16 protein-coding genes are annotated in these 20,848 nt (G+C 70.1%); 13 read left to right on the top strand and 3 right to left on the bottom strand.

What is annotated here, in order from left to right:
* Nucleotides 1–28: 28 nt before the first annotated feature.
* Nucleotides 29–1,927: a sigma-54-dependent Fis family transcriptional regulator gene (locus R0232_RS21560; RefSeq protein WP_431509357.1), complete on the bottom strand. Its 1,899-nt coding sequence runs from the start codon at nt 1,925–1,927 to the stop codon at nt 29–31.
* 235 nt (nt 1,928–2,162) lie between these two features.
* Between R0232_RS21560 and adh the strand changes: the two genes are divergently transcribed.
* The 4 genes from adh to R0232_RS21540 all read left to right on the top strand — a co-directional run bounded on the left by adh (nt 2,163) and on the right by R0232_RS21540 (nt 6,572).
* Complete coding sequence (gene adh / locus R0232_RS21555; protein WP_431509356.1) at nt 2,163–3,683, top strand: aldehyde dehydrogenase; 1,521 nt, start codon at nt 2,163–2,165, stop codon at nt 3,681–3,683.
* A gap of 82 nt (nt 3,684–3,765) precedes the next feature.
* Complete coding sequence (locus R0232_RS21550; RefSeq protein ID WP_296782067.1) at nt 3,766–4,155, top strand: DUF779 domain-containing protein; 390 nt, start codon at nt 3,766–3,768, stop codon at nt 4,153–4,155.
* Between the two features lie 118 nt (nt 4,156–4,273).
* Nucleotides 4,274–5,620, top strand: coding sequence for a DUF2325 domain-containing protein (locus R0232_RS21545; RefSeq protein WP_431509355.1), 1,347 nt, complete (start codon nt 4,274–4,276; stop codon nt 5,618–5,620).
* Nucleotides 5,621–5,642: 22 nt separating this feature from the next.
* Nucleotides 5,643–6,572, top strand: coding sequence for a LysR family transcriptional regulator (locus R0232_RS21540; RefSeq protein WP_431509354.1), 930 nt, complete (start codon nt 5,643–5,645; stop codon nt 6,570–6,572).
* Here R0232_RS21540 and R0232_RS21535 read toward each other — a convergent pair.
* Nucleotides 6,562–7,761, bottom strand: a complete 1,200-nt coding sequence (locus R0232_RS21535; RefSeq protein ID WP_431509353.1) for an NAD-dependent formate dehydrogenase — start codon at nt 7,759–7,761, stop codon at nt 6,562–6,564. The genes R0232_RS21540 and R0232_RS21535 overlap by 11 nt on opposite strands.
* A 197-nt stretch (nt 7,762–7,958) precedes the next feature.
* Between R0232_RS21535 and R0232_RS21530 the strand changes: the two genes are divergently transcribed.
* Nucleotides 7,959–8,168, top strand: a complete 210-nt coding sequence (locus R0232_RS21530) for a TOBE domain-containing protein (RefSeq protein ID WP_093344803.1) — start codon at nt 7,959–7,961, stop codon at nt 8,166–8,168.
* A gap of 11 nt (nt 8,169–8,179) precedes the next feature.
* Here the strand turns inward: R0232_RS21530 and R0232_RS21525 are convergent, their stop codons facing one another.
* A complete protein-coding gene (locus R0232_RS21525) occupies nt 8,180–9,391 on the bottom strand; it encodes a hypothetical protein (RefSeq protein WP_431509352.1) in 1,212 nt (403 codons plus the stop codon).
* A 139-nt stretch (nt 9,392–9,530) separates the two neighbouring features.
* Between R0232_RS21525 and R0232_RS21520 the strand changes: the two genes are divergently transcribed.
* From R0232_RS21520 to R0232_RS21485, 8 genes are read left to right on the top strand one after another with little or no spacing between them, the layout of a single operon-like run.
* The gene (locus R0232_RS21520) at nt 9,531–9,947 is read left to right on the top strand and encodes a YjfI family protein (RefSeq protein WP_093344797.1); all 417 of its coding nucleotides are present in this window, start codon (nt 9,531–9,533) and stop codon (nt 9,945–9,947) included.
* 11 nt (nt 9,948–9,958) lie between these two features.
* Nucleotides 9,959–10,687 carry a PspA/IM30 family protein gene (locus R0232_RS21515; protein WP_431509351.1) on the top strand — a complete coding sequence of 243 codons (729 nt, stop codon included), beginning with the start codon at nt 9,959–9,961 and terminating at the stop codon, nt 10,685–10,687.
* Nucleotides 10,684–11,124: a hypothetical protein gene (locus R0232_RS21510; RefSeq protein ID WP_296782061.1), complete on the top strand. Its 441-nt coding sequence runs from the start codon at nt 10,684–10,686 to the stop codon at nt 11,122–11,124. The genes R0232_RS21515 and R0232_RS21510 overlap by 4 nt, the downstream gene beginning before the upstream one ends.
* A gap of 52 nt (nt 11,125–11,176) precedes the next feature.
* Nucleotides 11,177–11,809, top strand: a complete 633-nt coding sequence (locus tag R0232_RS21505; RefSeq protein ID WP_256222622.1) for a ubiquinone biosynthesis protein — start codon at nt 11,177–11,179, stop codon at nt 11,807–11,809.
* Nucleotides 11,810–11,862: 53 nt separating this feature from the next.
* A complete protein-coding gene (locus tag R0232_RS21500; RefSeq protein WP_296782059.1) occupies nt 11,863–14,031 on the top strand; it encodes a hypothetical protein in 2,169 nt (722 codons plus the stop codon).
* Nucleotides 14,032–14,060: 29 nt separating this feature from the next.
* Nucleotides 14,061–19,316, top strand: coding sequence for a DNA repair ATPase (locus R0232_RS21495; RefSeq protein WP_431509350.1), 5,256 nt, complete (start codon nt 14,061–14,063; stop codon nt 19,314–19,316).
* Nucleotides 19,313–20,047, top strand: a complete 735-nt coding sequence (locus R0232_RS21490) for a phospholipase D-like domain-containing protein (RefSeq protein ID WP_431509349.1) — start codon at nt 19,313–19,315, stop codon at nt 20,045–20,047. The genes R0232_RS21495 and R0232_RS21490 overlap by 4 nt, the downstream gene beginning before the upstream one ends.
* Nucleotides 20,044–20,835 (top strand): hypothetical protein, encoded by a 792-nt coding sequence (locus R0232_RS21485; protein WP_431509348.1) that lies wholly within the window; start codon nt 20,044–20,046, stop codon nt 20,833–20,835. The genes R0232_RS21490 and R0232_RS21485 overlap by 4 nt, the downstream gene beginning before the upstream one ends.
* The last annotated feature ends 13 nt before the right edge of the window (nt 20,836–20,848 follow it).

The raw sequence follows: 20,848 nt of genomic DNA, 5'->3' as shown, positions 1-20,848 counted from the left end.
CCATGGCGGAAGCGGGACATCGCCAGGCTCAGCCGCCCGGCCGCCGGCCGCGCTCGCGTGCCAGGTGCCGGTAGACGGTGCTGCGATGGATGCCGAGCCGGTGCGCGGCCTCGGCGACGTCGTGCCCGCAGTCCTGCAGCGCCTGCGCGATCGCCTGCCGCGTGATCGCCACGAGCGGCGGCGGGCCACCGAAGTCGGGACTCGTGGTGTCCGGGACGGGGGCCGCCGGCATGCCGGGCATCGCGCGCAGGTTCGCCGGCAGTGCGTCGATGCCGATCGCATCGCCGGGCTCGGCCAGCGCCACGAGCGAGCGCAGCACGCTGCGCAGCTCGCGCACGTTGCCGGGCCAGGGGCAGGCCGCGAGCGCCTCGAGCGCTTCGTCCTCGAGCCGCAGCCCGCGCGCGGCCGCGCCGGATTCGAGGAACAGCCGCGCGATCAGCGCATGCCGGTCGGCGCGTTCGCGCAGCGGCGGCAGCGCCACGGTGAAGCCGGCCACGCGGTACATCAGGTCGGCGCGGAAACGCCCGGCCGCCACCAGCGCCGGCAGGTCGCCGTGCGTGGCGCAGGCCAGGTCGAAATCCACTGCCACGCCCTGGCCGCCGCCCAGCGGGCGCACCGTGCGCTCCTCGAGCACGCGCAGCAGCCGCGTCTGCAGCGCCAGCGGCATCTCGGCGATCTCGTCGAGGAACAGCATGCCGCCATGCGCCTCGCGGATGCGGCCCGGCGCGCCGCGGCGGCGGGCACCGGTGAAGGCGCCGTCCTCGTAGCCGAACAGCTCGGCCTCGATCAGGGTCTCGGGCAGCGAGGCGCAGTCGACCGCGACGAAGGGCCCGGCGCTGCGCCGGCTCGCTGCATGCAGCCGGCGCGCGAACACCTCCTTGCCGCTGCCGGTCTCGCCGTTGACCAGCACCGGCACGCCCTGGTTCAGCACCCGCACCGCGCGCTCGAGCAGCGGCTGCACGTCGTCGGGCGGCGGCGCGGCGGCCGAGTCATCGGGCGTCCACTGGCGCCGCGCGCCGCGCGACAGCGGTTCGCCGGGCCGGGCCGAGCGCTCGAGCACGGTCGCGATCTGGCGCCCGCCCGGCAGCGTGAGCAGGCTGCGGCGGCGCTCCATGCGCGCCCAGTCGCGGCCGAGGAAGGTGGCGGCGTCGAGGTCGAGCAGTTCCTGCCACGAGTGCCCGAACAACTCGAGCGCCACGTGGTTGGCCGCGGCGATGCGGCCGTCGGCGATCACCATCAGGCCTTCGCGCGCGGTGCCGATCAGCGAGGGCCGCGGATGGAAGCGCAGCAGGTGGCCGCTGGCCTCGCTGAGCATCATGCGGTGGCCGACCTGCTGCGCCGCCATGCGCACCAGCCCGAGTGCATGGCCGTTGACGCGCACCGTCTCGCCCGAGATGTCGAGCGCGCCCGCCACCTCGCCGCGGCCGGTGAAGATCGGCGCCGCCGCGCAGCCCAGCGTGCCGTTGCGCGCCAGGTAGTGCTCGCCGCCGAGCACCATCAGCGCCTGGCGCTCGGCCAGCGCGGTGCCGATGGCATTGGTGCCGCGCTGGTGCTCCGACCAGCCGGCGCCGGGCCGCAGCGCGAGGCGCTCGGCCTTGGGCAGGAAGTCGGGGCTGCCGATCTCGTCGAGGATCAGGCCGCTGGCATCCGACAGCACCACCACGCAGCCGTTGCCGGTGGCGTGCTCGGCCAGGCCGTCGAGCTCGGGCTGGGCGCAGTCGAGCAGCCGCATCGCCTGTTCGCGCCGCTCGCGCAGCAGCGCCAGCGCCATCGGCTCGCACTCGCCGCCGCGCGGATCGACCGGCAGGCTGCGGCGCCACGAGCGCGAGATGTGCGGCGCGATCCAGGGCTCGGGGTCACGGCCCTGCACGAAGAAGAGCTCCCGGGCCTGTTCCACCTGCGACGAGGGCGATTGCGAGTCGGTCATCCACGGCTCCAGTCGGTTCGGGGTGCGAGCCGGTTCGCCCGGTTCGCCTTTCGCGACATGCTAGCCGTCATGTTCGCGTGGATATGTCGCAGATTGCGAAAGAAAACCCTTGCGACACGGCGGCGCCCAGGGCTGGCGCCTTCGGGATTCCACCGAGGCCGGCGGGTACGGGCCTTGCAGACCTTCGTGCGGGACGCCGCATGTCGCGGCGCCTGCAACACACATGGAGACACGCATGGACATGCTCGAACCGGGCAAATTCGGTACCGCGGTGCCGTTCAAGAAGCGCTATGGCAACTACATCGGCGGCGAATGGGTGGCGCCCGTGGACAACCAGTACTTCGAGAACATCACGCCGGTGACCGGCCAGGTCTTCTGCGAGGTGCCGCGCTCCAGCGCCGCCGACATCGACCGCGCCCTGGATGCAGCGCACAAGGCCAAGACCGCCTGGGGCCGCACCTCGACCACCGAGCGCGCGAACATCCTCAACCGCATCGCCGACCGCATGCAGGAGAACCTGGCCGTGCTCGCGGCCGCCGAGACCTGGGACAACGGCAAGCCGATCCGCGAGACCACCGCGGCCGACCTGCCGCTGGCGATCGACCACTTCCGTTACTTCGCCGCGTGCATCCGCGCGCAGGAAGGCGGCATCAGCGAGATCGACCACGAGACCTTCGCCTACCACTTCCACGAGCCGATCGGCGTGGTCGGCCAGATCATCCCGTGGAACTTCCCGCTGCTGATGGCGGTGTGGAAGCTCGCGCCTGCGCTCGCGGCCGGCAACTGCGTGGTGCTCAAGCCGGCCGAGCAGACGCCGGTGTCGATCCTGGTGCTGATGGAGATCGTTGGCGACCTGCTGCCGCCGGGCGTGCTCAACGTGGTCAACGGCTTCGGCGTGGAAGCCGGCAAGCCGCTGGCCTCGAGCAACCGCATCGGCAAGATCGCCTTCACGGGCGAGACCACCACCGGCCGGCTGATCTCGCAGTACGCGAGCCAGAACCTGATTCCCGTCACGCTCGAGCTCGGCGGCAAGTCGCCCAACATCTTCTTCGCCGACGTGCTCGACAAGGACGATGCCTTCTTCGACAAGGCGCTCGAGGGCTTCGCGATGTTCGCGCTCAACCAGGGCGAGGTCTGCACCTGCCCCTCGCGCGCGCTGATCCAGGAATCGATCTACGACCGCTTCATGGAGCGCGCGCTGAAGCGCGTGGCCGCGATCCGCCAGGGCAGCCCGCTCGAGATGGAGACCATGATCGGCGCGCAGGCCTCGAGCGAACAGCTCGAGAAGATCCTGTCGTACCTCGACATCGGCCGGCAGGAGGGCGCGCAGGTGCTGATCGGCGGCGAGCGCAACACGCTCGCGGGCGACCTCAAGGACGGCTACTACGTGAAGCCGACCGTGTTCAAGGGCCACAACAAGATGCGCATCTTCCAGGAGGAGATCTTCGGCCCGGTGGTCTCGGTCACCACCTTCAAGGACGAGGAGGAGGCGCTCGCGATCGCCAACGACACGCTCTACGGCCTGGGCGCGGGCGTCTGGAGCCGCGACATGAACCGTGCCTTCCGCATGGGCCGCGGCATCCAGGCCGGGCGCGTGTGGACCAACTGCTACCACCAGTACCCGGCGCACGCGGCCTTCGGTGGCTACAAGCAGTCGGGCATCGGCCGCGAGAACCACCGCATGATGCTCGACCACTACCAGCAGACCAAGAACCTGCTGGTGAGCTACAGCGAAAACAAGCTCGGCTTCTTCTGATCCCCTGCCGCAAGGCACGCCCCGCGCGGCCCGAGAAAAGGGACGCGCGGGGCGTTCGTGCATCCCCGAAGGAAGGTTTTCCATGACGCAAGAAGTCCTGCGCGTGACCGCGACCGACGCGGCGCTGGCGCTGATCGACCGGCTCGCCGCGAAGCACGGCGCGCTGATGTTCCACCAGTCGGGCGGCTGCTGCGACGGCAGCGCGCCCATGTGCTATGCCCAGGGCGAGTTCATCGTCGGCGACTACGACCGGCTGCTGGGTCACATCGGCGGCATGCCGTTCTACATCAGCGGCCCGCAGTTCGAGTACTGGCAGCACACGCAGCTGATCATCGACGTGGTGCCGGGGCGCGGCGGCATGTTCTCGCTCGAAGGGCCCGAGGGCGTGCGCTTCCTGACCCGCTCGCGGCTGTTCACCGACGAGGAATGGGCCGTGCTCGAGGCGCGCGAGCGCGACGGCGCCAAGGCCTGAGCCTTCCCCCGCTCCCGGGCGGAATCCGGGGCGAAAGCCCTCGCGCTTGGCTTTCGCTATGTTGCGTCGTATATTGCGGTGTCGTTTTCGCCAGACCGCGCCGTCGCGCGCCCCGCCGATGCAGCAGCCGCCTTTTCGCCTTCTCGCCGCCGCCGATGCCGCGCTCACGCGCGTCGATCGCGCGGATTCGCCGCTGCGCCATGCCGCGGTCGACTGCTGCGCCACGCCCGAGCCCGAGGCGCGCGAGGCCGTCGTGGCCGGTCGCGCGCGGCTGGCGGATCTCGACCACCACCTCCATTGCTCGGTGATCGGCACCTGCCTGAGCACGGCCGAGCTGCGCAAGCTGATGGCGCGCTTCGCCGACGTGAAGGGCGCCAGCGACCTCGACATCCACCACGACGCGGTGCGGCAGACCTCGCACGAGCCGCAGGTCGCGAAGGCGCTGCAGAAGGCGCTCGACCACCGGCATGCGCCGGCGCTGCAGCGCGCCTCGAAGCTGGCCGACGCCGAGACGCTGGCCGCCTACTGGGACGAATCACTGCACCAGGGCGAGGTGCCCGGCGCCTACTGGGCCGTGCTGACGCACCGCAAGACCACGCCGGCGCTGCGCCAGCGCGTGTTCGGCGACGTCCACATGCTGTCGCACCTGGTCGGCTCGGCCAACCGTGCCGACATCCGCCGTCTCGTGGCGCTGGAGCGCGACAACGCCGAGCTGCGCGAGAAGCTCGACCGCCAGCAGCTGCGCTCGCAGGAACTGATGGAGGAGCGCGACCGGCAGATCGCGGCGCTGCGGCGCGAATTGATCGAGGCCACGGCCGCCGCGGCGCCCGAACGGCAGGACCGCGTGGAGGAGACCGACAGGGCCGGGAAGGCGGCCGCGCTGATCGCCCTGCAGACCGCGCGCCGCGAGCGCGCCGAACAGATCGCCGCCGCCGCGCAGGCCGAGGCCGCGCAGCTCGCCGAGACGCTGGAGCACCTGCGCCGCCACACCCAGGCACTGGGCCGCGAGCTCGGCGCCGCCGAACTGCAACTAAGGCTCAACGCGGACGACGGCGGGCGCAACGACCAGTCGGCGCAGCTCGATGCGCAGCTGCAGGGCCGCCGCATCCTTTACGTGGGCGGGCGGCCCAGCACCTATCCGGCGATCCGCGACCTGGTGCTGCGCCATGGCGGGGAATTCCGGCGCCACGGCGGCGGCCTCGAGGACCGTGCGGGGCTGCTGGCCGCGGCCGTGTCCTGGGCCCATGTGGTGGTGTTCCCGGTCGACTGCATCGACCACGAATCGGTGGACAACCTCAAGCGGTTGTGCACGCGCCAGCAGGTGCGCTACCTGCCGCTGCGCAGCGCGGGCATCGGCTGCTTCGCCGCGGCCTTCTCGGGGCCGGCGGAGGGCACGCAGGCACAGGGCGAGGGCAGGGAAGACGGGCCGGCCGGCACGTCGCCGCTCTGCCCGCGGCACGGCTGAGCCGGGCGCGCGCCTCGCCCCGATGTTCATCCGCCAGCTGAACTACGTCGTCGCGCTCGCGCGCGAACAGCACTTCGGCCGCGCCGCCGCCGCCTGCAACGTCTCGCAGCCCGCGCTCTCGGGGGCCATCCGCAGCATCGAGGAAGAACTCGGCGTGGTCATCGTGCAGCGCGGCCGGCGCTTCGAGGGCTTCACGGCCGACGGCGAGCGCGTGCTGGCCTGGGCGCGCCGCGTGCTGGCCGACTGCGAGGGCCTGCGGCAGGACGCGCGCGCGGGCGGCAACGACCCGGTGGGCGTGCTGCGCATGGGCGCGATCCCTGCCGCGCTGCCGCTGGTGCCGCGGCTCACGCAGGACTGCCTGCGCCGGCATCCGCGCCTCAAGCACGAGGTCTACACGCTGTCGGCCGCCGAGATCCTGCGCAAGATCGCCGACTTCGAGCTCGACATCGGCCTGAGCTATCTCGACGACGACCGGCTCGGCGCCTTCCAGACCCTGCCGGTGTTCCGCGAGCGCTATGTGCTGGTGGCGGCCGACGAGGCGATGTTCGAGGGCGCGGCCTCGATGTCGTGGTCGGAGGCCGCGAGCTTGCCGCTGTGCCTGTTCACCACCAACATGCAGTGCCGCCGCGGCATGGACGCGGCCTTCGCCGCCGCCGGCGTGAAGGCCGTGCCGCAGGTCGAGACCGATTCGATGACGGTGCTCTACGCGCATGTGCGCCAGGCCGGCCTCTACGGCATCCTGCCGCACAGCGTGTTGTGCCTTGCCGAGGGCGCCGAGCAACTGCGCTGGCGGCCGATGTCGCCGCAGCTGCAGCGCGACATCGGCCTGGTGGTGCTGGCGCAGCAGCCGCATGCGCCGGTGCTCGATGCCGCGCTGCGCAGCTTCCGCGACCTCGACCTGCAGGGCTGGGTCGACGGACTGCTCGGCGCGGCGCCGCAGCCTACTTCTTGAAGCGCGCGGCTTCTTCCGAGCCGCCGGTGGCATTGCCCGCGCTGTACGAGTGCGCGCCCACGCCGGCGAGCTGGCCGCCCTGCACGATCAGGTACTCGTTGCGGATCGGCCGGTTCTCGAAATAGCACTCGAGGATCTCGCGCGTGCCGGCCGCGTAGCGCGTCTGCGCCGACAGGCTGGTGCCCGAGATGTGCGGCGTCATGCCGTGGTGCGGCATCGTGCGCCACGGATGATCGGCCGGCGCCGGCTGCGGGAACCACACGTCGCCCGCATAGCCCGCGAGCTGGCCGCTCTCGAGCGCCGAGGCGATCGCGTCGCGGTCGCACAGCTTGCCGCGCGCCGTGTTGATCAGGTAGGCGCCGCGCTTGAACTTCTTCAGGCTGTCGGCGTTGATCATGTGCTCGGTCTCGGGATGCAGCGGGCAGTTCAGCGTCACCACGTCGCAGACCTGGGTCAGGCTCTCGAGGCTGGTGTGGTGCGTGAGGTTGAGCTCCTTCTCGACCGACTCCGGCAGGCGATGGCGGTCGAGGTAGTGCAGCTTCACGTCGAAGGGCCGCAGCAGCCGCAGCACGCGCAGCCCGATACGGCCGGCGGCCACCGTGCCCACCTGCATGCCCTCGAGGTCGTAGGAGCGCGCCACGCAGTCGGCGATGTTCCAGCCGCCCTTGACCACCCAGTTGTACGAGGGGATGTAGTTGCGCACCAGGCCCAGCGTCATCATCACCACGTGTTCCGCCACGCTGTTGCTGTTGCAGTAGGTGACCTCGGCGACCGTGATGCCGCGGTCGATGGCGGCCTGCAGGTCGGTGTGATCCGAGCCGATGCCCGCGGTCACGATCATCTTGAGCCTGGGCGCCTTGGCGATGCGCTCGGCCGTCATGTAGGCGGGCCAGAAGGGCTGCGAGATCACGATCTCGGCGTCGTGCAGCTCGCGGTCGAGCACGCTGTCCTCGCCGTCCTTGCTCGAGGTCACCACCAGCTGGTGGCCGTTGGCCTCGAGGTACTTGCGCAGGCCCAGCTCGCCCGAGACGCTGCCCAGCAGGGTGCGGGGCTGGAAGTCGATGCGCCGCGGCGTGGGCAGGGTCTGCCCGTCGGGATAGCGCTCCAGGTGCGGCAGGTCGTCGCGGGCATAGGTGGTGGGATAGCCCGTCACGGGGTCGTCGTAGAGCACGCAAACAATCTTGGCCAAAGTCATCTCCTGGTTGATGCGGCAGCACATCGCTGCACGGGAGAGATGGTTTCGCGAACGGCATGGCGGCGCCAATCGTTTGATCCGATGCGGCGATAGGCGAGGCTTATCGAAAGAACTGCGCGCTACCATGCCCCCGCGCTTCGGCGGCGCGCATCGCGACCGTCGAGGGCTTTCACATCCAACCAGGAGCACCCATGAAGATCAGCGCACGCAACGTCCTGTCGGGCAAGGTCATTTCCATCGTCCGCGGCCCCGTCAGCACCGAGGTCACGCTCGAGATCGCGCCCGGCGTCCAGGTCGTCTCGACCATCACCAGCAACTCGGCCGATTCGCTCAAGCTGGTGGAAGGCCAGACGGCCTATGCCGTGATCAAGGCCTCGAGCGTGATGGTGGGCACCGACTGAGGCGCGGCGCGTCAGGCGGGCGCGGCTGCCTGCGCCGCGGCGAACCAGGTCGCGGGCGCCGGTGACCATTGGCGATCGGGTTGCCGCTCGAGCAGGGCGCACGCCAGTGCCCCGAGGTCCGCATCGAAGACCTCGAGCGCCGCCTCGGCACCGCCGTCCTCGCGTCGCGCGCTCGAGGCGAAGCGCGTGAAGGCGTTCCAGTCCCGGGCCAGCTGCTCGACCAGGATGCGGGCGAGTTCGTACGACAGCAGGTTGCCGTCGTCGGTCCGGAAGAAGGATTCGCCCGACCAGAACTGCTGGATCTCCGCCTCGCCCCAGAACGCGAGATGCTTGCGCCGCAATTCCTGCGGCGTGTGCGTCGCGGGACCGGCGCCCGCGAGCCGCCGCTCGGTATTGACCGCGAGGCCTTCGTCGAGCCATCGGGGCAGGTCCAGGTGCGACAGGGCGTTGTGCGTCATCTCGTGCGCGATCACGGGCTCGATGGCCGAGAGATCGGCCCGCTTCGCGAGAAAGTGCGGGCAGCCCGCGTCGATGAACATGCCGCCGCTGAAGGCGAATTCGCCTTGCTCCGGGTAGTAGCCCGAAACGTAGCCGTAGTAGCTCTCCTCGTCGTCCACGACCAGCAGGATGCTCCTGTCGCCGGCTTCGAACAGGGCGATGCCGGCCAGGACCTGCTGGATCCGCTTGCGCGTGGCGACCACATAGGCCGCCGTGGCTGCCGCGACCACGGGCTCGAGCGAGGACAGCACCCAGGCCTGTTCCGATTCGTAGAGATGGAAGTGGGGGCCCAGGGCATCCCGCAGATGCAGCAGCCATGCGCGCCGGCCCCGCGCGAGCGCTTCGCGTCGAAGGCCGGGATCGTCCTGCGAGGAGGCCCAGGCTTCGAGCGCTTGCCAATCCAGCAGCGGAAGACCTTGCGTCGTGTCCATGTTCGCGGGCAGGGAGAACGCCGGCGCAGCGCCGACGGCAAGCTCGGCCGGTGCCGTTTCGGCGACGAAGCCGTGGGGCAGCGTGGCATCGCCGGTCTCTTTTCCAGCGCCTCGCGACGATCTCGGCAAGTGGGTCCACGCGATCAACGCACCCATGAAGGGAACGAGCCAGGCCATCGCGATCAGCAGGTTCCGGCGCAGCGCGGTCTCGTCGATGGCCCATATGCGCCGCGTGATCCACGCATTCAGCGCGAGCAGCGAGGCGAGGGTCGCGACGAGGAGGAGGGTGTCCATCGTCGAATTCTAGGGAGCGCGCCAGTGCCCAAAGTCATGGTCGTAGGCCAAAAGATTTTTTGACATGTTATGTCGGCAGCCCTATAGTGAACCCACCGAGGCAAGAGCGCCTTCACGTCACTCAATCACCAGGAGGGGTATGCAAACGCTGCTGAATCAACTCGAGGGTCTGGACGTTCTGGCGGGGGCCGCGATGGGCGGCGTGACGGTGCAGCTGCAGCCGATCCCGGGCCAGACGCCCGTGATCCAGGTGAGCATCGAGGGCCGCGACGAGCTCCCGATCTTCGTGACGAGTTCCGACATGCAGATCATCTGCATCTGCTACCTGTGGACCGAGGCCGACGTCAAAGCCGAGCGGCGCACCGAGCTGCTGGAGTCGCTGCTCGACCTCAACCCCTCCGTGCCGTTGTCGTCCTTCGGACGCGTCGACGGCCGCTACGTGCTCACCGGTGCGCTCGGGCGCGATGCGCGCGTCGAGGACATCGCGCGCGAAGTCGCGGTGCTCAGCGACAACGCGCTCGATGCACTCGATGCGTTGTCCGAATTCCTGAACTAAGCGAGGTCATCATGACGGTCATCAAGAAACTGGTCACCCTGCTGCGCGGCAGCGCACGCGAGATCGGCGAGAGCGTGGTCGACAGCAACGCGACCCGCATCTACGAACAGGAAATCATCGACGCCAAGCACAGCATCGAGAAGGCCAAGGGCGACCTCACGGGCGTCATGGCCAAGGAGATGCAGTCGGCCCGCGAGATCGAGCGCCTCAAGAACGAGGTGGCGCGCTACGAGGGCCTCGCGCTCGAGGCGCTCAACAAGACGCAGGAAGGGCTGGCGCTCGACGTGGCCGCGCGCATCGGCACCATCGAGCAGGAGCTCGAGGAGCAGGCCAAGGCCCATGCCTCGTATGCGCTGCAGGTCGGCAAGCTCAAGGAGCTGATCCGCTCGGCCGAGGCGCGCATCCGCGAGCACGAGCGCGAGATCGGCATCGCCAAGACCACCGAGAGCGTCTACCGCGCCACGCAGTCGATCTCCGAGAACATCGGCAGCGGCGGCTCGCGGCTGGCCAATGCGCGCGAATCGCTCGAGCGCATCCGCAAGCGCCACGAGGACCTGTCCGACCGCATGACGGCCAGCGAGTCGCTCGAGAACGAGCTGGGCCACGCCGCGCTCGAGAAGAAGCTCGCGGCGGCCGGCATCGGCAGCGATGCCAACCGCACCGGCAAGGTCATGGACCGCATCCGCGCGCGCCAGGCCGGCGCGGCCGGCGGCGGCACGCCGGAGACCGGCGCGCAATGACCGTGCGGGCCAAGCCGGCACGCTGGCAGGGCTCGGACGACGCCATTCGCGCGGTGCAGGTGGCCTTCGACGTCGAGGAGGCGGTGCTCGAGGCGGTGCGCAAGGCGGCGTTCGACCGGCACGTGTCGACCTCCGACCAGATCCGGCAGGTGCTGGGCCTCACGACCACCGCGGGCCCCAAGCGCCCGCGGCTCACGGTGTCGCTCGGTGCGGCAGACTACGAGTTCCTGGCGGCGCGCTACGGACTGGCGGCCGACGACCGGCTCGCCATCAAGGAACGGGCGACGCGCGACCTGATCGCATTCGCGGGCGGTGGGAAGGCCGCGGCGAAGAGCACGACGAAGAACGCGATGAAGAGCACTGCGAAGAGCGCCGCCAAGAGCGCTCCCGAAGGCGTGAAGCAGAGCGCCCGCACCGGCAAGCCGGCGCGGCGATAACAACAACGCAGAGACCACCGGCTGGCCCGGGGGAGGATCGATGGGCAATTTCATGGAAGCGGTCACGGGCTACCCGACCGCGATCTACACGGTGCTGCTGGGCGTCGTGCTGATCTACTGGGTGCTGGCGATGCTGGGCCTGGTCGACATCGAGCACCACGGCATCGACGTCGACCTCGCGCACGCCGATGGCGATGCCGAGGACGTCGGCGACCTCGCGAGCTACGTGGTGGCCATGGGCCTCAACGGCGTGCCGTTCTCGGTCGCGGTGAGCCTGCTGGTGCTGGTGGCCTGGGTGGTGTCGTGCCTCGGCGGCGAGTGGCTGCTGCCGCTGGTGCCGACCACGCTGCTCAAGCTGGTCGCGGGCACCGCGCTGCTGGTGGCGAGCGCCGTGGTGGCGATTCCGGTCACGGCGGTGGCGATCCGTCCGCTGCGCGGCCTGTTCGTGAGCCACACGGCCGTGAGCAACGCGGCGCTGGTCGGCCAGACCTGCAAGGTCGTCACCGGCGTGGTCAACGAGAAAGACGGCCGCGCCGAGGTGGCGCGCCGCGGCGCGAGCCTCAACATCCGCGTCTGGGCACCCGTGCCCAACACCCTGAAGCGCGGCTCGATCGCGCTGATCCTCGAATACGACGAGGTGGCCGCGCGCTACCTCATCGCCGCGCACGACGACCTGGCGTCCTGAGCGCGGCCCCCGCCCGATCCCCTGTTTTCCGCTTCAAGTACTGGAGAAAAAAGATGGAGCCCATCCTCATTGCCGTCGCCGTGCTGGCCATTGTCATCCTCGGCCTGTTCGCGATGTTCGCCAAGTTCTATCGCAAGATCGAACAGGGCCACGCGCTGATCGTGAACACGCTGCGCGCGGAACCCGAGGTCACCTTCACCGGCCGCATGGTCTACCCGATCATCCACAAGGCCGAGCTGATGGACATCTCGGTCAAGACGATCGAGATCGACCGTTCGGCCAACGAGGGCCTGATCTGCCGCGACAACATCCGCGCCGACATCAAGGTGAAGTTCTTCGTGCGCGTCAACAAGACGGCCGACGACGTGCTCAAGGTGGCGCAGGGCATCGGCTGCGCGCGCGCCTCGAACCACGAGACGCTCGAGGAGCTGTTCTCGGCCAAGTTCTCCGAGGCGCTCAAGACCGTGGGCAAGTCGATGGACTTCGTCGACCTCTACCAGGCGCGCGACAACTTCCGCGACCAGATCGTGAGCCAGATCGGCAACGACCTCTCGGGCTACGTGCTCGAAGACGCGGCGATCGACTTCCTCGAGCAGACGCCGCTGTCGGAGCTCGATGCCAACAACATCCTCGATGCGCAGGGCATCAAGAAGATCACCGAGCTGACGGCGGTCGAGCACGTGCGCACCAACGAGCTGCGCCGCAACGAGGAAATGCAGATCAAGAAGAAGAACGTCGAGACGCAGGAAGCGCTGCTCGAGCTCGAGCGCCAGCAGGCCGACGCCACCTCGCGCCAGCACCGCGAGATCGCCAGCGTGCGTGCCCGCGAGGAGGCCGAGACGCTGAAGATCCAGGCCGAGGAGCGCACCAAGTCCGAGAGCGCGCGCCTGCTCTCGGAGCAGACCGTGGCCGTGCAGCAGGAGAACGTGCAGCGCGAGAAGGAAGTGGCCGAGAACAACCGCAAGCGCGCGGTGGCGATCGAGGAAGAAAAGGTCACGCGTGCCCGCGACCTCGAGATCGTCGACCGCGAGAAGGAAGTGACGCTGCAGCGCATCGAGAAGGACAAGGCCGTCGAAGTGCAGAAGAAGGCCATCGCCGACGTGATCCGCGAGCGCATCGTGGTCGAGCGCACGGTGGCCGAGCAGGAAGAGGCGATCAAGGAGCTGCGCGTGGTGGCCGAGGCCGAGCGCACCAAGAAGTCGGTGGTGATCATGGCCGAGGGCCAGGCCGACGAGAAGATGGTGCTCGACGTGAAGGCGGCCGAGACGCAGGAGAAGCGCGCGCGCCACAAGGCGGCCGAGGAACTGACGCTGGCCGATGCCAAGCTCAAGGTGGCCGAGCGCGACGCCGAGTCGAAGAAGCGCGAGGCCGAGGGCGTGGAGGCCATCTCCGCCGCGCCGGGCCTGGCCGCCGCCAAGGTGCAGATCGCCACCGCCCAGGCCAAGCTCGCGAGCTTCGAGGCCGAGGCCACGGGCAAGGAGAAGATCGGACTGGCCGACGTGCACGTGCGCGCCGCCGACGCCGATGCGATCCTCAAGGCCGGCCAGGCCGACGCGCAGGTGATCGAGGCGCGTTCGCAGGCCGAGGCCGCGGGCATGCGCGCCAAGTTCGAGGCCGAGGCCACGGGCAAGGAAAAGCTCGGCCTGGCCGAGGTCAATGTGCGCACGGCCGATGCCGAGGCCACGCTCAAGTCGGGCCAGGCCGATGCGCAGGTGATCGAGGCGCGCTTCGGTGCCGAAGCCAAGGGCCTGCACGAGAAGTTCGAGGCCATGAAGTCCATGAGCCCCGAGACCCGCGACCACGAGGAATTCCGCATGCGCCTCGAGAAGTCGCACATCGAGACCCTCAAGGGCATCGAGGCCCAGACGGCCATCGCCAAGGAGCAGGCCGAGGTGCTGGGCACCGCGCTGTCGAACGCCAAGATCGACATCGTGGGCGGGCAGGGCGACTACTTCGACAGCTTCGTGCGCTCGCTCTCGGTGGGCAAGGGCATCGACGGCGTGATCTCCAAGAGCAATGCGATCCAGGTCGCGTTCAAGGACCAGCTCTCGGGCAACCGCGACGTGGTGCAGGACCTGCGCGACATCGTGGGCGCGCTCGGCTCGTCCTCGGGCGAGATCCAGAACCTCAGCGTGGCAGCGCTCGTGAACAAGATCGCCACCGAGGGCAGCGAAACCCAGAAATCGGCGCTGCACAACCTGATCTCCACCTTCCGCAACTGAGCGCGGGCTGACCCGCACGGCACCCACCCATGGACACCAACGAACCGGGCCATCCCCCCGGTGCCGCGGCCGATGCGACCGAGGCCCTGGTCTCGGGCAGCGGCAGCTACGACCTGCTGAAGAAGCGCCTCGAGACCCAGGGCGAGGGCCTGCTGAAGAAGGCGCGCGCCCTCAACGAGAAGCGGCTGGCCGAGTTCGGCCGCTCCGAGCAGTCGCTGGTGCTGCGCACCCGCGCGCGCACCGAGAACAACGCCGTGGCGCGCGACATCGTGCGCATCGGCGACCTGCTGCTGTTCGGCTACAACGTCTTCATCGGCCTGCGCAAGGAAACCGCCGTCGGCGACGTGTTCGGCCTCTACCGCATGGCGCAGCTCGGCGCGCCCGATGCCGACGAGCTGCAGCCGGTGCCGATCGCCGGCACCTTCCTCGAGGACGCGCGCTTCGCCTCCGACTTCCGCGAGCTCTACGCCTACTACAAGCAGGCCACGCTGCTGCAGCTGCGCGTGACGCAGGACAAGCTGCTGGCCGCGTTCCAGATCGGCCAGCAGCTGCACGACGTGCGCGTGTTCCGCTGGGCCATCGAGCGCGACGGCTCCATCCACTACATCGACAACCGCGGCGAGCGCGACATCGCGCTGCCGGCCAGCCACGACTTCGAATGGACCGTCGCCACGCGCGAGGACCACGTGGGCGGCAAGCATCCGCACGTGAACGTGCTCGACACCGTGTTCGTCGAGACGCTGGGCGGCGACCTCACGATCAAGGTCGAGAACAACACCGAGACCGGGCTGGGCATCTACAACGAACCGGTGGAGGACCGCAGCCAGTCGCTGACCGATGCCGAGATCGCCTGGGCCAGGCTCGGCATGCTGATCCTGCTGCGCGTGAAGCCCTACCGCGAGCAGGTCACGCGCTACCTGGTGTTCAACATCCGCACGCAGCAGGTCGAGCGCATCGACGCCATCGGCGGCTCGTGCGTGCAGCTGCCCGAGGACCACGGCATCATCTTCCCGGGCGGCTACTACCTGCAGTCGGGCGAGCACAAGCGCTTCGACCTGCCGGCCGACATGGTCGGCAGCCTGCGCTTCAAGCGCATGCTGCGCTCGCCCAACGGCGAGGACGTGGCCTATGTCTTCTACGACCCCAAGCCCGGGCGCTATGCGCTGTTCAACTACAACCTGATCGACAAGACGCTGGCCACGCCGATCGTCGCCAACGGCTATGCGCGCTTCGCCGACGGGCGCATCCTGGTGTTCAACGGCGACGAGAACGAGCCGACCCGCGTGCACCCGATGCAGCTGTGGCAGACGCCGTTCGCGAGCGAGGAGCATGCCGGTGCCCAGCCGCCGGCCACCGGCTTCTTCGGCAAGATCGGCAATGCCGAGCTGGTGCGCGGCGTGTCCGACCTGATGGGCATCGCGCGCGCGGTGCGCGAGCAGGCGCCCACGCGCGCCGCCTACGAGGACCTGATCCGCCAGTGCACGCGCGTGAGCGATGCCTACTTCTGGCTCGACTCGCCCGAGACCGACAACCTCTCGGGCGAGCTGCGCAGCATCGCCGAGGTGGCGCGCGGCACGCTGGCCGAGTTCGAGAAGGTCGACACCATCCGGCGCGAAACGGCGCGTGCGCTGGCCCAGGCCGAGGCGGAGCAGCATGCGCTGCTGGTCGACATCGCCAGCACGCTGTGGCGCGCTCCCGACGACTTCGTCAAGGCGCTGGCGCGGCTGCGCGAGCGCCGCGGCCAGCTGCAGATGCTCAAGGAGCTGCGCTACGCCGACCTGCCGCGCATCGCCGCGATGGACGCCGCGCTCGAGACCGAGCAGCAGCGCATCGGCGAGCGCGCGATGCAGTTCCTGGCGGCCGACAACGCCTTCGACGGCCAGCGCCAGGCGCTCGACAAGCTCGCGCTCGAGTTGCCGCAGCTCGGCACCTCGCCCGCGCTCGGCAAGCTGCTCGCCACGCTCGACGAGCAGGCCGCGGGCCTCGACCTGCTGACCGAGCAGCTCGGCAGCCTGCCGGGCGGCGACGCGGTGGTGCGCACCTCGATCCTCGACCGCATCTCGCTGATCTACGCCGACATCAACCGCATGCGCGCCGACGCGCGCGCGCGCCGCAAGTCGCTGGGCGCGAACGAGGCGCGCGCCGAGTTCGGCGCCCAGTTCAAGCTGTTCGGCCAGGCGGTGGAGAACGCGCTCGAGTTCGCCGACACGCCCGAGAAGTGCGACGACGCGCTCACGCGCCTGCTGGCCCAGCTCGAGGAGATCGAGGGTCGCTTCGCCGAGCAGGAGGATTTCCTGGCCGACATCGCCGAGAAGCGCGAGTCGGTCTACGAGGCGCTGTCGGCGCGGCGCCAGACGCTGGTCGAGGGACGCCAGCGGCGCGCCAAGGGCGTGATCGACGCGGCCGGCCGCATCCTCGACGGCATCGCGCGCCGCGTGGCGCAGTTCGGCGAACTGGGCCAGGTCCACAGCTATTTCGCGGCCGATCCGATGATCGCCAAGCTGCATGCGCTGATCGCCGACCTGCGCGCGCTCGGTTCGGCGGTGCCGGCCGACGAGCTCGACACGCGGCTGAAGACCGCGCGCGACCAGGCGCTGCGCGCGGTGCGCGACAAGCGCGAGCTGGTGAGCGAGGGCGGCGACACGCTGCGGCTGGGCCGCCATGCCTTCACCGTGCACCGGCAACCGATCGACCTCACGCTGGTGGCGCACGGCGAGGGCCTGGCCTACCAGGTCACGGGCACCGACTACCTGAGCCCGGTCAACGACGAGCGCCTGCTGCCGCTGCGGCGCTACTGGAACCAGGCGCTGGTGTCCGAGACGCCCGCGCTGTCGCGCGCCGAGTACCTGGCCGGCTGCCTGCTCGAGGCGCTGCTCCAGGGCCGGGCCGAGCGCGGCTGGGCCGAGCTGCTGGCGCTGCTGGCCGAGAACCCGCTGCATCCCGAGCTGCTGGAACTGGTGCGCCGCTTCGCCGCGCCGCGCTACCAGGAGGGCTACCAGAAGGGCGTGCACGACGAGGACGCGCTGCGCCTCCTGGCCGCGCTGGTGCCGATGCAGGACGAGGCCGGCCTGCTGGCCTGGGGCCCGACCGAGCGCGCGCTGGCCTTGCTCTACTGGCAGCACGGCCACCTGGTGGCGATGCGCGAGTCGATGCAGCGGCGCGCGCGCGCCGCGTTGCAGATGCAGGAGCTGTTCGGCCGGCGCGATGCGCTGGCGCAGCTCGAGGCCGACATGGCGCGCGTGCTGCGCCACTTCGCGCAGGAATTCCTGCCCGACCTGCTGCCGCTGCCCGAACCCGCCGCCGACGACGCGGCGCTCGAGGCGCACCAGGACGAGGTCACCACCCTCTGCGGCCGCGCCGGCGCCTACCTGGTGCGCGAGCTCGCGAGCGCGCAGGGCGGCGAGCATTGGGTGGTGTCGGGCGCGGGCGAAGACCTCGCCACCGCGCTGCTGCGCGAGCTCGAGCGCGGCGGCCGGCGCGAGGCCTGGCAGCACGACCTCGACAGCGCGCCGCCGCCCGAGCGCTGGCGCCTGGCGCGCGACTGGGTGCGCGCCTATGCGCTGCACCAGTCGCCGCAGTCGCTGGCCTGGGTCGACGACGCGGCCAGCGTGCTCGCCATTCCGGTGCAGCGGGTGCGCGTCAACGCGGCGCTCGACCGCACGGTCGAGGGCCTGCGCGGCGAGCATCCGCGCGTGACCGAGGGCCGCGTCACGCTCAACCTCAACGACTTCTGGCGCCGCTTCCAGTTCCATGCCGCGCACGCGGTGCCCGACTTCCAGGCGCTGCACGTGCTGCGCCACGAGCTGCTCGCGCACGAGAAGACGCGGCTCAAGCTAGTCCAGTTCCAGGCCAAGCCGCTGTCGACCTTCGTTCGCAATCGCCTGATCGACGAGCTCTACCTGCCGATCGTGGGCGACAACCTCGCCAAGCAGATCGGTGCGGCGGGCGAGGGCAACCGCACCGATCGCATGGGCCTGCTGCTCTTGATCTCGCCGCCGGGCTACGGCAAGACCACGCTGATGGAGTACGTGGCCGACCGGCTCGGGCTGATCTTCGTGCGCATCAACTGCCCGGCGCTGGGCCATGGCGTCACGGCCGTCGATCCGGCCAGCGCGCCCAACAGCGCGGCGCGCCAGGAGCTCGAGAAGCTCAACCTGGGCCTGGCGATGGGCAGCAACGTGATGCTCTACCTCGACGACATCCAGCACACCAGCCCCGAGTTCCTGCAGAAGTTCATCGCGCTGGCCGACGGCACGCGCCGCATCGAGGGCGTGTGGAACGGCGAGCCGCGCAGCTATGACATGCGTGGCAAGCGTTTCGCGATCGTGATGGCGGGCAACCCCTACACCGAGTCGGGCGACGTGTTCAAGATCCCCGACATGCTCGCCAACCGGGCCGACATCTACAACCTCGGCGACGTGCTCTCGGGCCGCGAGGCCGCGTTCGCGCTGTCCTACATCGAGAACAGCCTCACGGCCAACGCCACCCTGATGCCGCTGGCCTCGCGCGATCCGAAGGACGTGCAGCTGCTGGTGCAGATGGCGCAGGGCCAGGAGGTGCCGAGCAGCGCGCTGTCGCATCCCTACAGCGCGGTCGAGCTCGAGGAGATCAAGGGCCTGCTGCAGCGCCTGTTCCGCGTGCGCGACCTGCTGCTCAAGGTCAACCTCGCGTACATCGAGTCGGCCGCGCAGCAGGAGCATTACCGCGCCGCGCCGCCGTTCAAGCTGCAGGGCAGCTACCGCAACATGACCAAGCTCGCGGGCAAGGTCACGGCGCTGATGCGCGACGACGAGCTCGATGCGCTGCTGCGCGACCACTACCGCGGCGAGGCCCAGACGCTGACCACCGGCGCCGAGGAGAATCTGCTGCGGCTCGCGCAGCTGCTCGGCAGCCCCACGGCCGAGGAGGCCGCGCGCTGGAGCGCGATCTGCGAGGAGTTCGTGCGCCGCCGCAAGCTCGGCGGCGACGATGCCGATGCCAGCCAGCGCATCACCAGCGGCCTGCTCGACGTGGCGCGCGCGGTCGATGCGCTCAAGCCGCCACCGCCCGAGGCGCTGGCCGAGCCGCAGCCGGAGACGCCGAGCGAGAGCCAACGCCTGGCCGAGGCCATGCTGCAGATCGCCGTGACCTACCGCGAGCTGATCCTGCCGCTGGTCACGGCCACCGAGCGCCGGCTCGAGCTCGACCGCACCATCCGCCACGACATGGAGCGCCTCGCGGCCGAGATGCAGGGCACGAAGGCCGCGGCGAAGCGGCCTGCGGCCAAGCCGGAGAAGGACCAATGAGCACCTCGCCTTCCGAGCGGCACGACGCGCTGCCGGTGCTGCTCGCGCAGCTCGACGCCGCCATGGCCGACCACCGCCTGAGCGACGACGAGCGGCGCGTGCTGGTGCACACGCTGCGCGAGGCCTCGCCGCCCGAGGACGGCCTGCGCCAGCTGCGCAACCGGGCCTTCGACCTGGTGCGCGCGCGCACCGCCGATCCGCAGCAGCTCGGGCTGCTCAAGTGGCTCGAGGGCGTGGTGCGCGCCATCGACGTCGGCCGCTCGCCCGGCACTCCCGACGGCGCCGCGCCGCGCTCGCAGGTGTTCTTCAGCCCGGGCACGGCCTGCCTGCAGGCCATCGTCCAGCAACTGCGCGGCGCGCGCCGCAGCGCCGACCTCTGCGTCTTCACGCTGTCGGACGACCGCATCAGCGACGAGGTGCTCGCGGCCCATCGGCGCGGCCTGCGCGTGCGGCTGGTGACCGACAACGACAAGGAATACGACCTCGGCAGCGACGTGGGCCGGCTGCGCAACGCGGGCATCCCGGTGGCGGTCGATCGCACCGATGCCCACATGCACCACAAGTTCGCGATCTTCGACGGCGCCTGGCTGCTCAACGGCAGCTACAACTGGACCCGCAGCGCCAGCGAGTTCAACGAGGAGAACCTGGTGCTGAGCAACGACGCCACCTTGCTGCGGCGCTTCGCCGACGAATTCGACACGCTGTGGCGCGAACTGCAGGAAGACCGATGAGCCGACGCATCGACTACGACTGGGAGCTGCCGCCCGCCATGCTGCAGCGGCTGGGCCGCGACAGCTACGGCGCGCAGCGCATCGTGCACGAGGACGGCCACCTGCTCGTGATCCTGCACGAGCCGCCCGCGGGCAGCGGCAGCGAACGCCGCCATTCGGTGTTCCTGCGCAAGCCCGATGGCGGCTGGTTCCACAAGGGCAGCACGCCGGGCGAGCGCGCCTTCGCGAAGCTGCTCGAGAGCTACCGCGCCGCGCTCGCCACGTTCGAGCAGCGCCACGAAGCGGCGGCGGATGCCGAGGCCCTGTTCCAGATCCTCGGGCCGCTGATCCCGCTGTCGCGCGCGGCCGCCAACCTGCAGGCCGCCTTGCAGGCGGCGCGCGAGGCGGTGAAGGACGATCCGCTGCTGGTCGACCTGCGCGACCGCGCGGTCGAGATCGCGCGCGGGCTCGAGCTGCTCCTGGCCGACACCCGCATGTCGCTCGACTTCCGCCTCGCCCATGCGGCCGAGGCGCAGGCGCGCGCGGCCCTGGAGGCCACGCGCGCGCAGCACAAGCTCAACACCATCGCCGCGCTGACCTTTCCGCTGATGGCGATCGGCGCGGTCTTCGGCATGAACCTGCACAGCGGCGCCGAGAACCTGCCGGCCTGGGTCTACTGGGCGATCTTCCTGGCCGGCCTGTTGATGGGGCTGATGCTGCGCGGCTGGGTCAAGGCGCCTGAAGCGGTCGGGGCGGCCGCGTCGGCGGACGGCAAGGCAAAGGCCTCGATCGCGCCGAAGAAGAAGTAGCGCTGAAAGAAGT

It is taken from the genome of Variovorax sp. DAIF25 (assembly GCF_050711835.1).
GTDB lineage: Bacteria > Pseudomonadota > Gammaproteobacteria > Burkholderiales > Burkholderiaceae_C > Variovorax.
This window is presented reverse-complemented; position numbering and strand designations above follow the sequence as displayed.

Coding starts and splice junctions, on each gene's coding strand:
- R0232_RS21490 (WP_431509349.1), top strand. CDS start 19,313: ATGAGCACCTCGCCTTCCGAGCGGCACGACGCGCTGCCGGTGCTGCTC.
- R0232_RS21485 (WP_431509348.1), top strand. CDS start 20,044: ATGAGCCGACGCATCGACTACGACTGGGAGCTGCCGCCCGCCATGCTG.
- R0232_RS21525 (WP_431509352.1), bottom strand. CDS start 9,391: ATGGACACCCTCCTCCTCGTCGCGACCCTCGCCTCGCTGCTCGCGCTG.
- R0232_RS21515 (WP_431509351.1), top strand. CDS start 9,959: ATGACGGTCATCAAGAAACTGGTCACCCTGCTGCGCGGCAGCGCACGC.
- R0232_RS21540 (WP_431509354.1), top strand. CDS start 5,643: ATGTTCATCCGCCAGCTGAACTACGTCGTCGCGCTCGCGCGCGAACAG.
- R0232_RS21500 (WP_296782059.1), top strand. CDS start 11,863: ATGGAGCCCATCCTCATTGCCGTCGCCGTGCTGGCCATTGTCATCCTC.
- adh (WP_431509356.1), top strand. CDS start 2,163: ATGGACATGCTCGAACCGGGCAAATTCGGTACCGCGGTGCCGTTCAAG.
- R0232_RS21510 (WP_296782061.1), top strand. CDS start 10,684: ATGACCGTGCGGGCCAAGCCGGCACGCTGGCAGGGCTCGGACGACGCC.
- R0232_RS21545 (WP_431509355.1), top strand. CDS start 4,274: ATGCAGCAGCCGCCTTTTCGCCTTCTCGCCGCCGCCGATGCCGCGCTC.
- R0232_RS21495 (WP_431509350.1), top strand. CDS start 14,061: ATGGACACCAACGAACCGGGCCATCCCCCCGGTGCCGCGGCCGATGCG.
- R0232_RS21505 (WP_256222622.1), top strand. CDS start 11,177: ATGGAAGCGGTCACGGGCTACCCGACCGCGATCTACACGGTGCTGCTG.
- R0232_RS21550 (WP_296782067.1), top strand. CDS start 3,766: ATGACGCAAGAAGTCCTGCGCGTGACCGCGACCGACGCGGCGCTGGCG.
- R0232_RS21530 (WP_093344803.1), top strand. CDS start 7,959: ATGAAGATCAGCGCACGCAACGTCCTGTCGGGCAAGGTCATTTCCATC.
- R0232_RS21560 (WP_431509357.1), bottom strand. CDS start 1,927: ATGACCGACTCGCAATCGCCCTCGTCGCAGGTGGAACAGGCCCGGGAG.
- R0232_RS21520 (WP_093344797.1), top strand. CDS start 9,531: ATGCAAACGCTGCTGAATCAACTCGAGGGTCTGGACGTTCTGGCGGGG.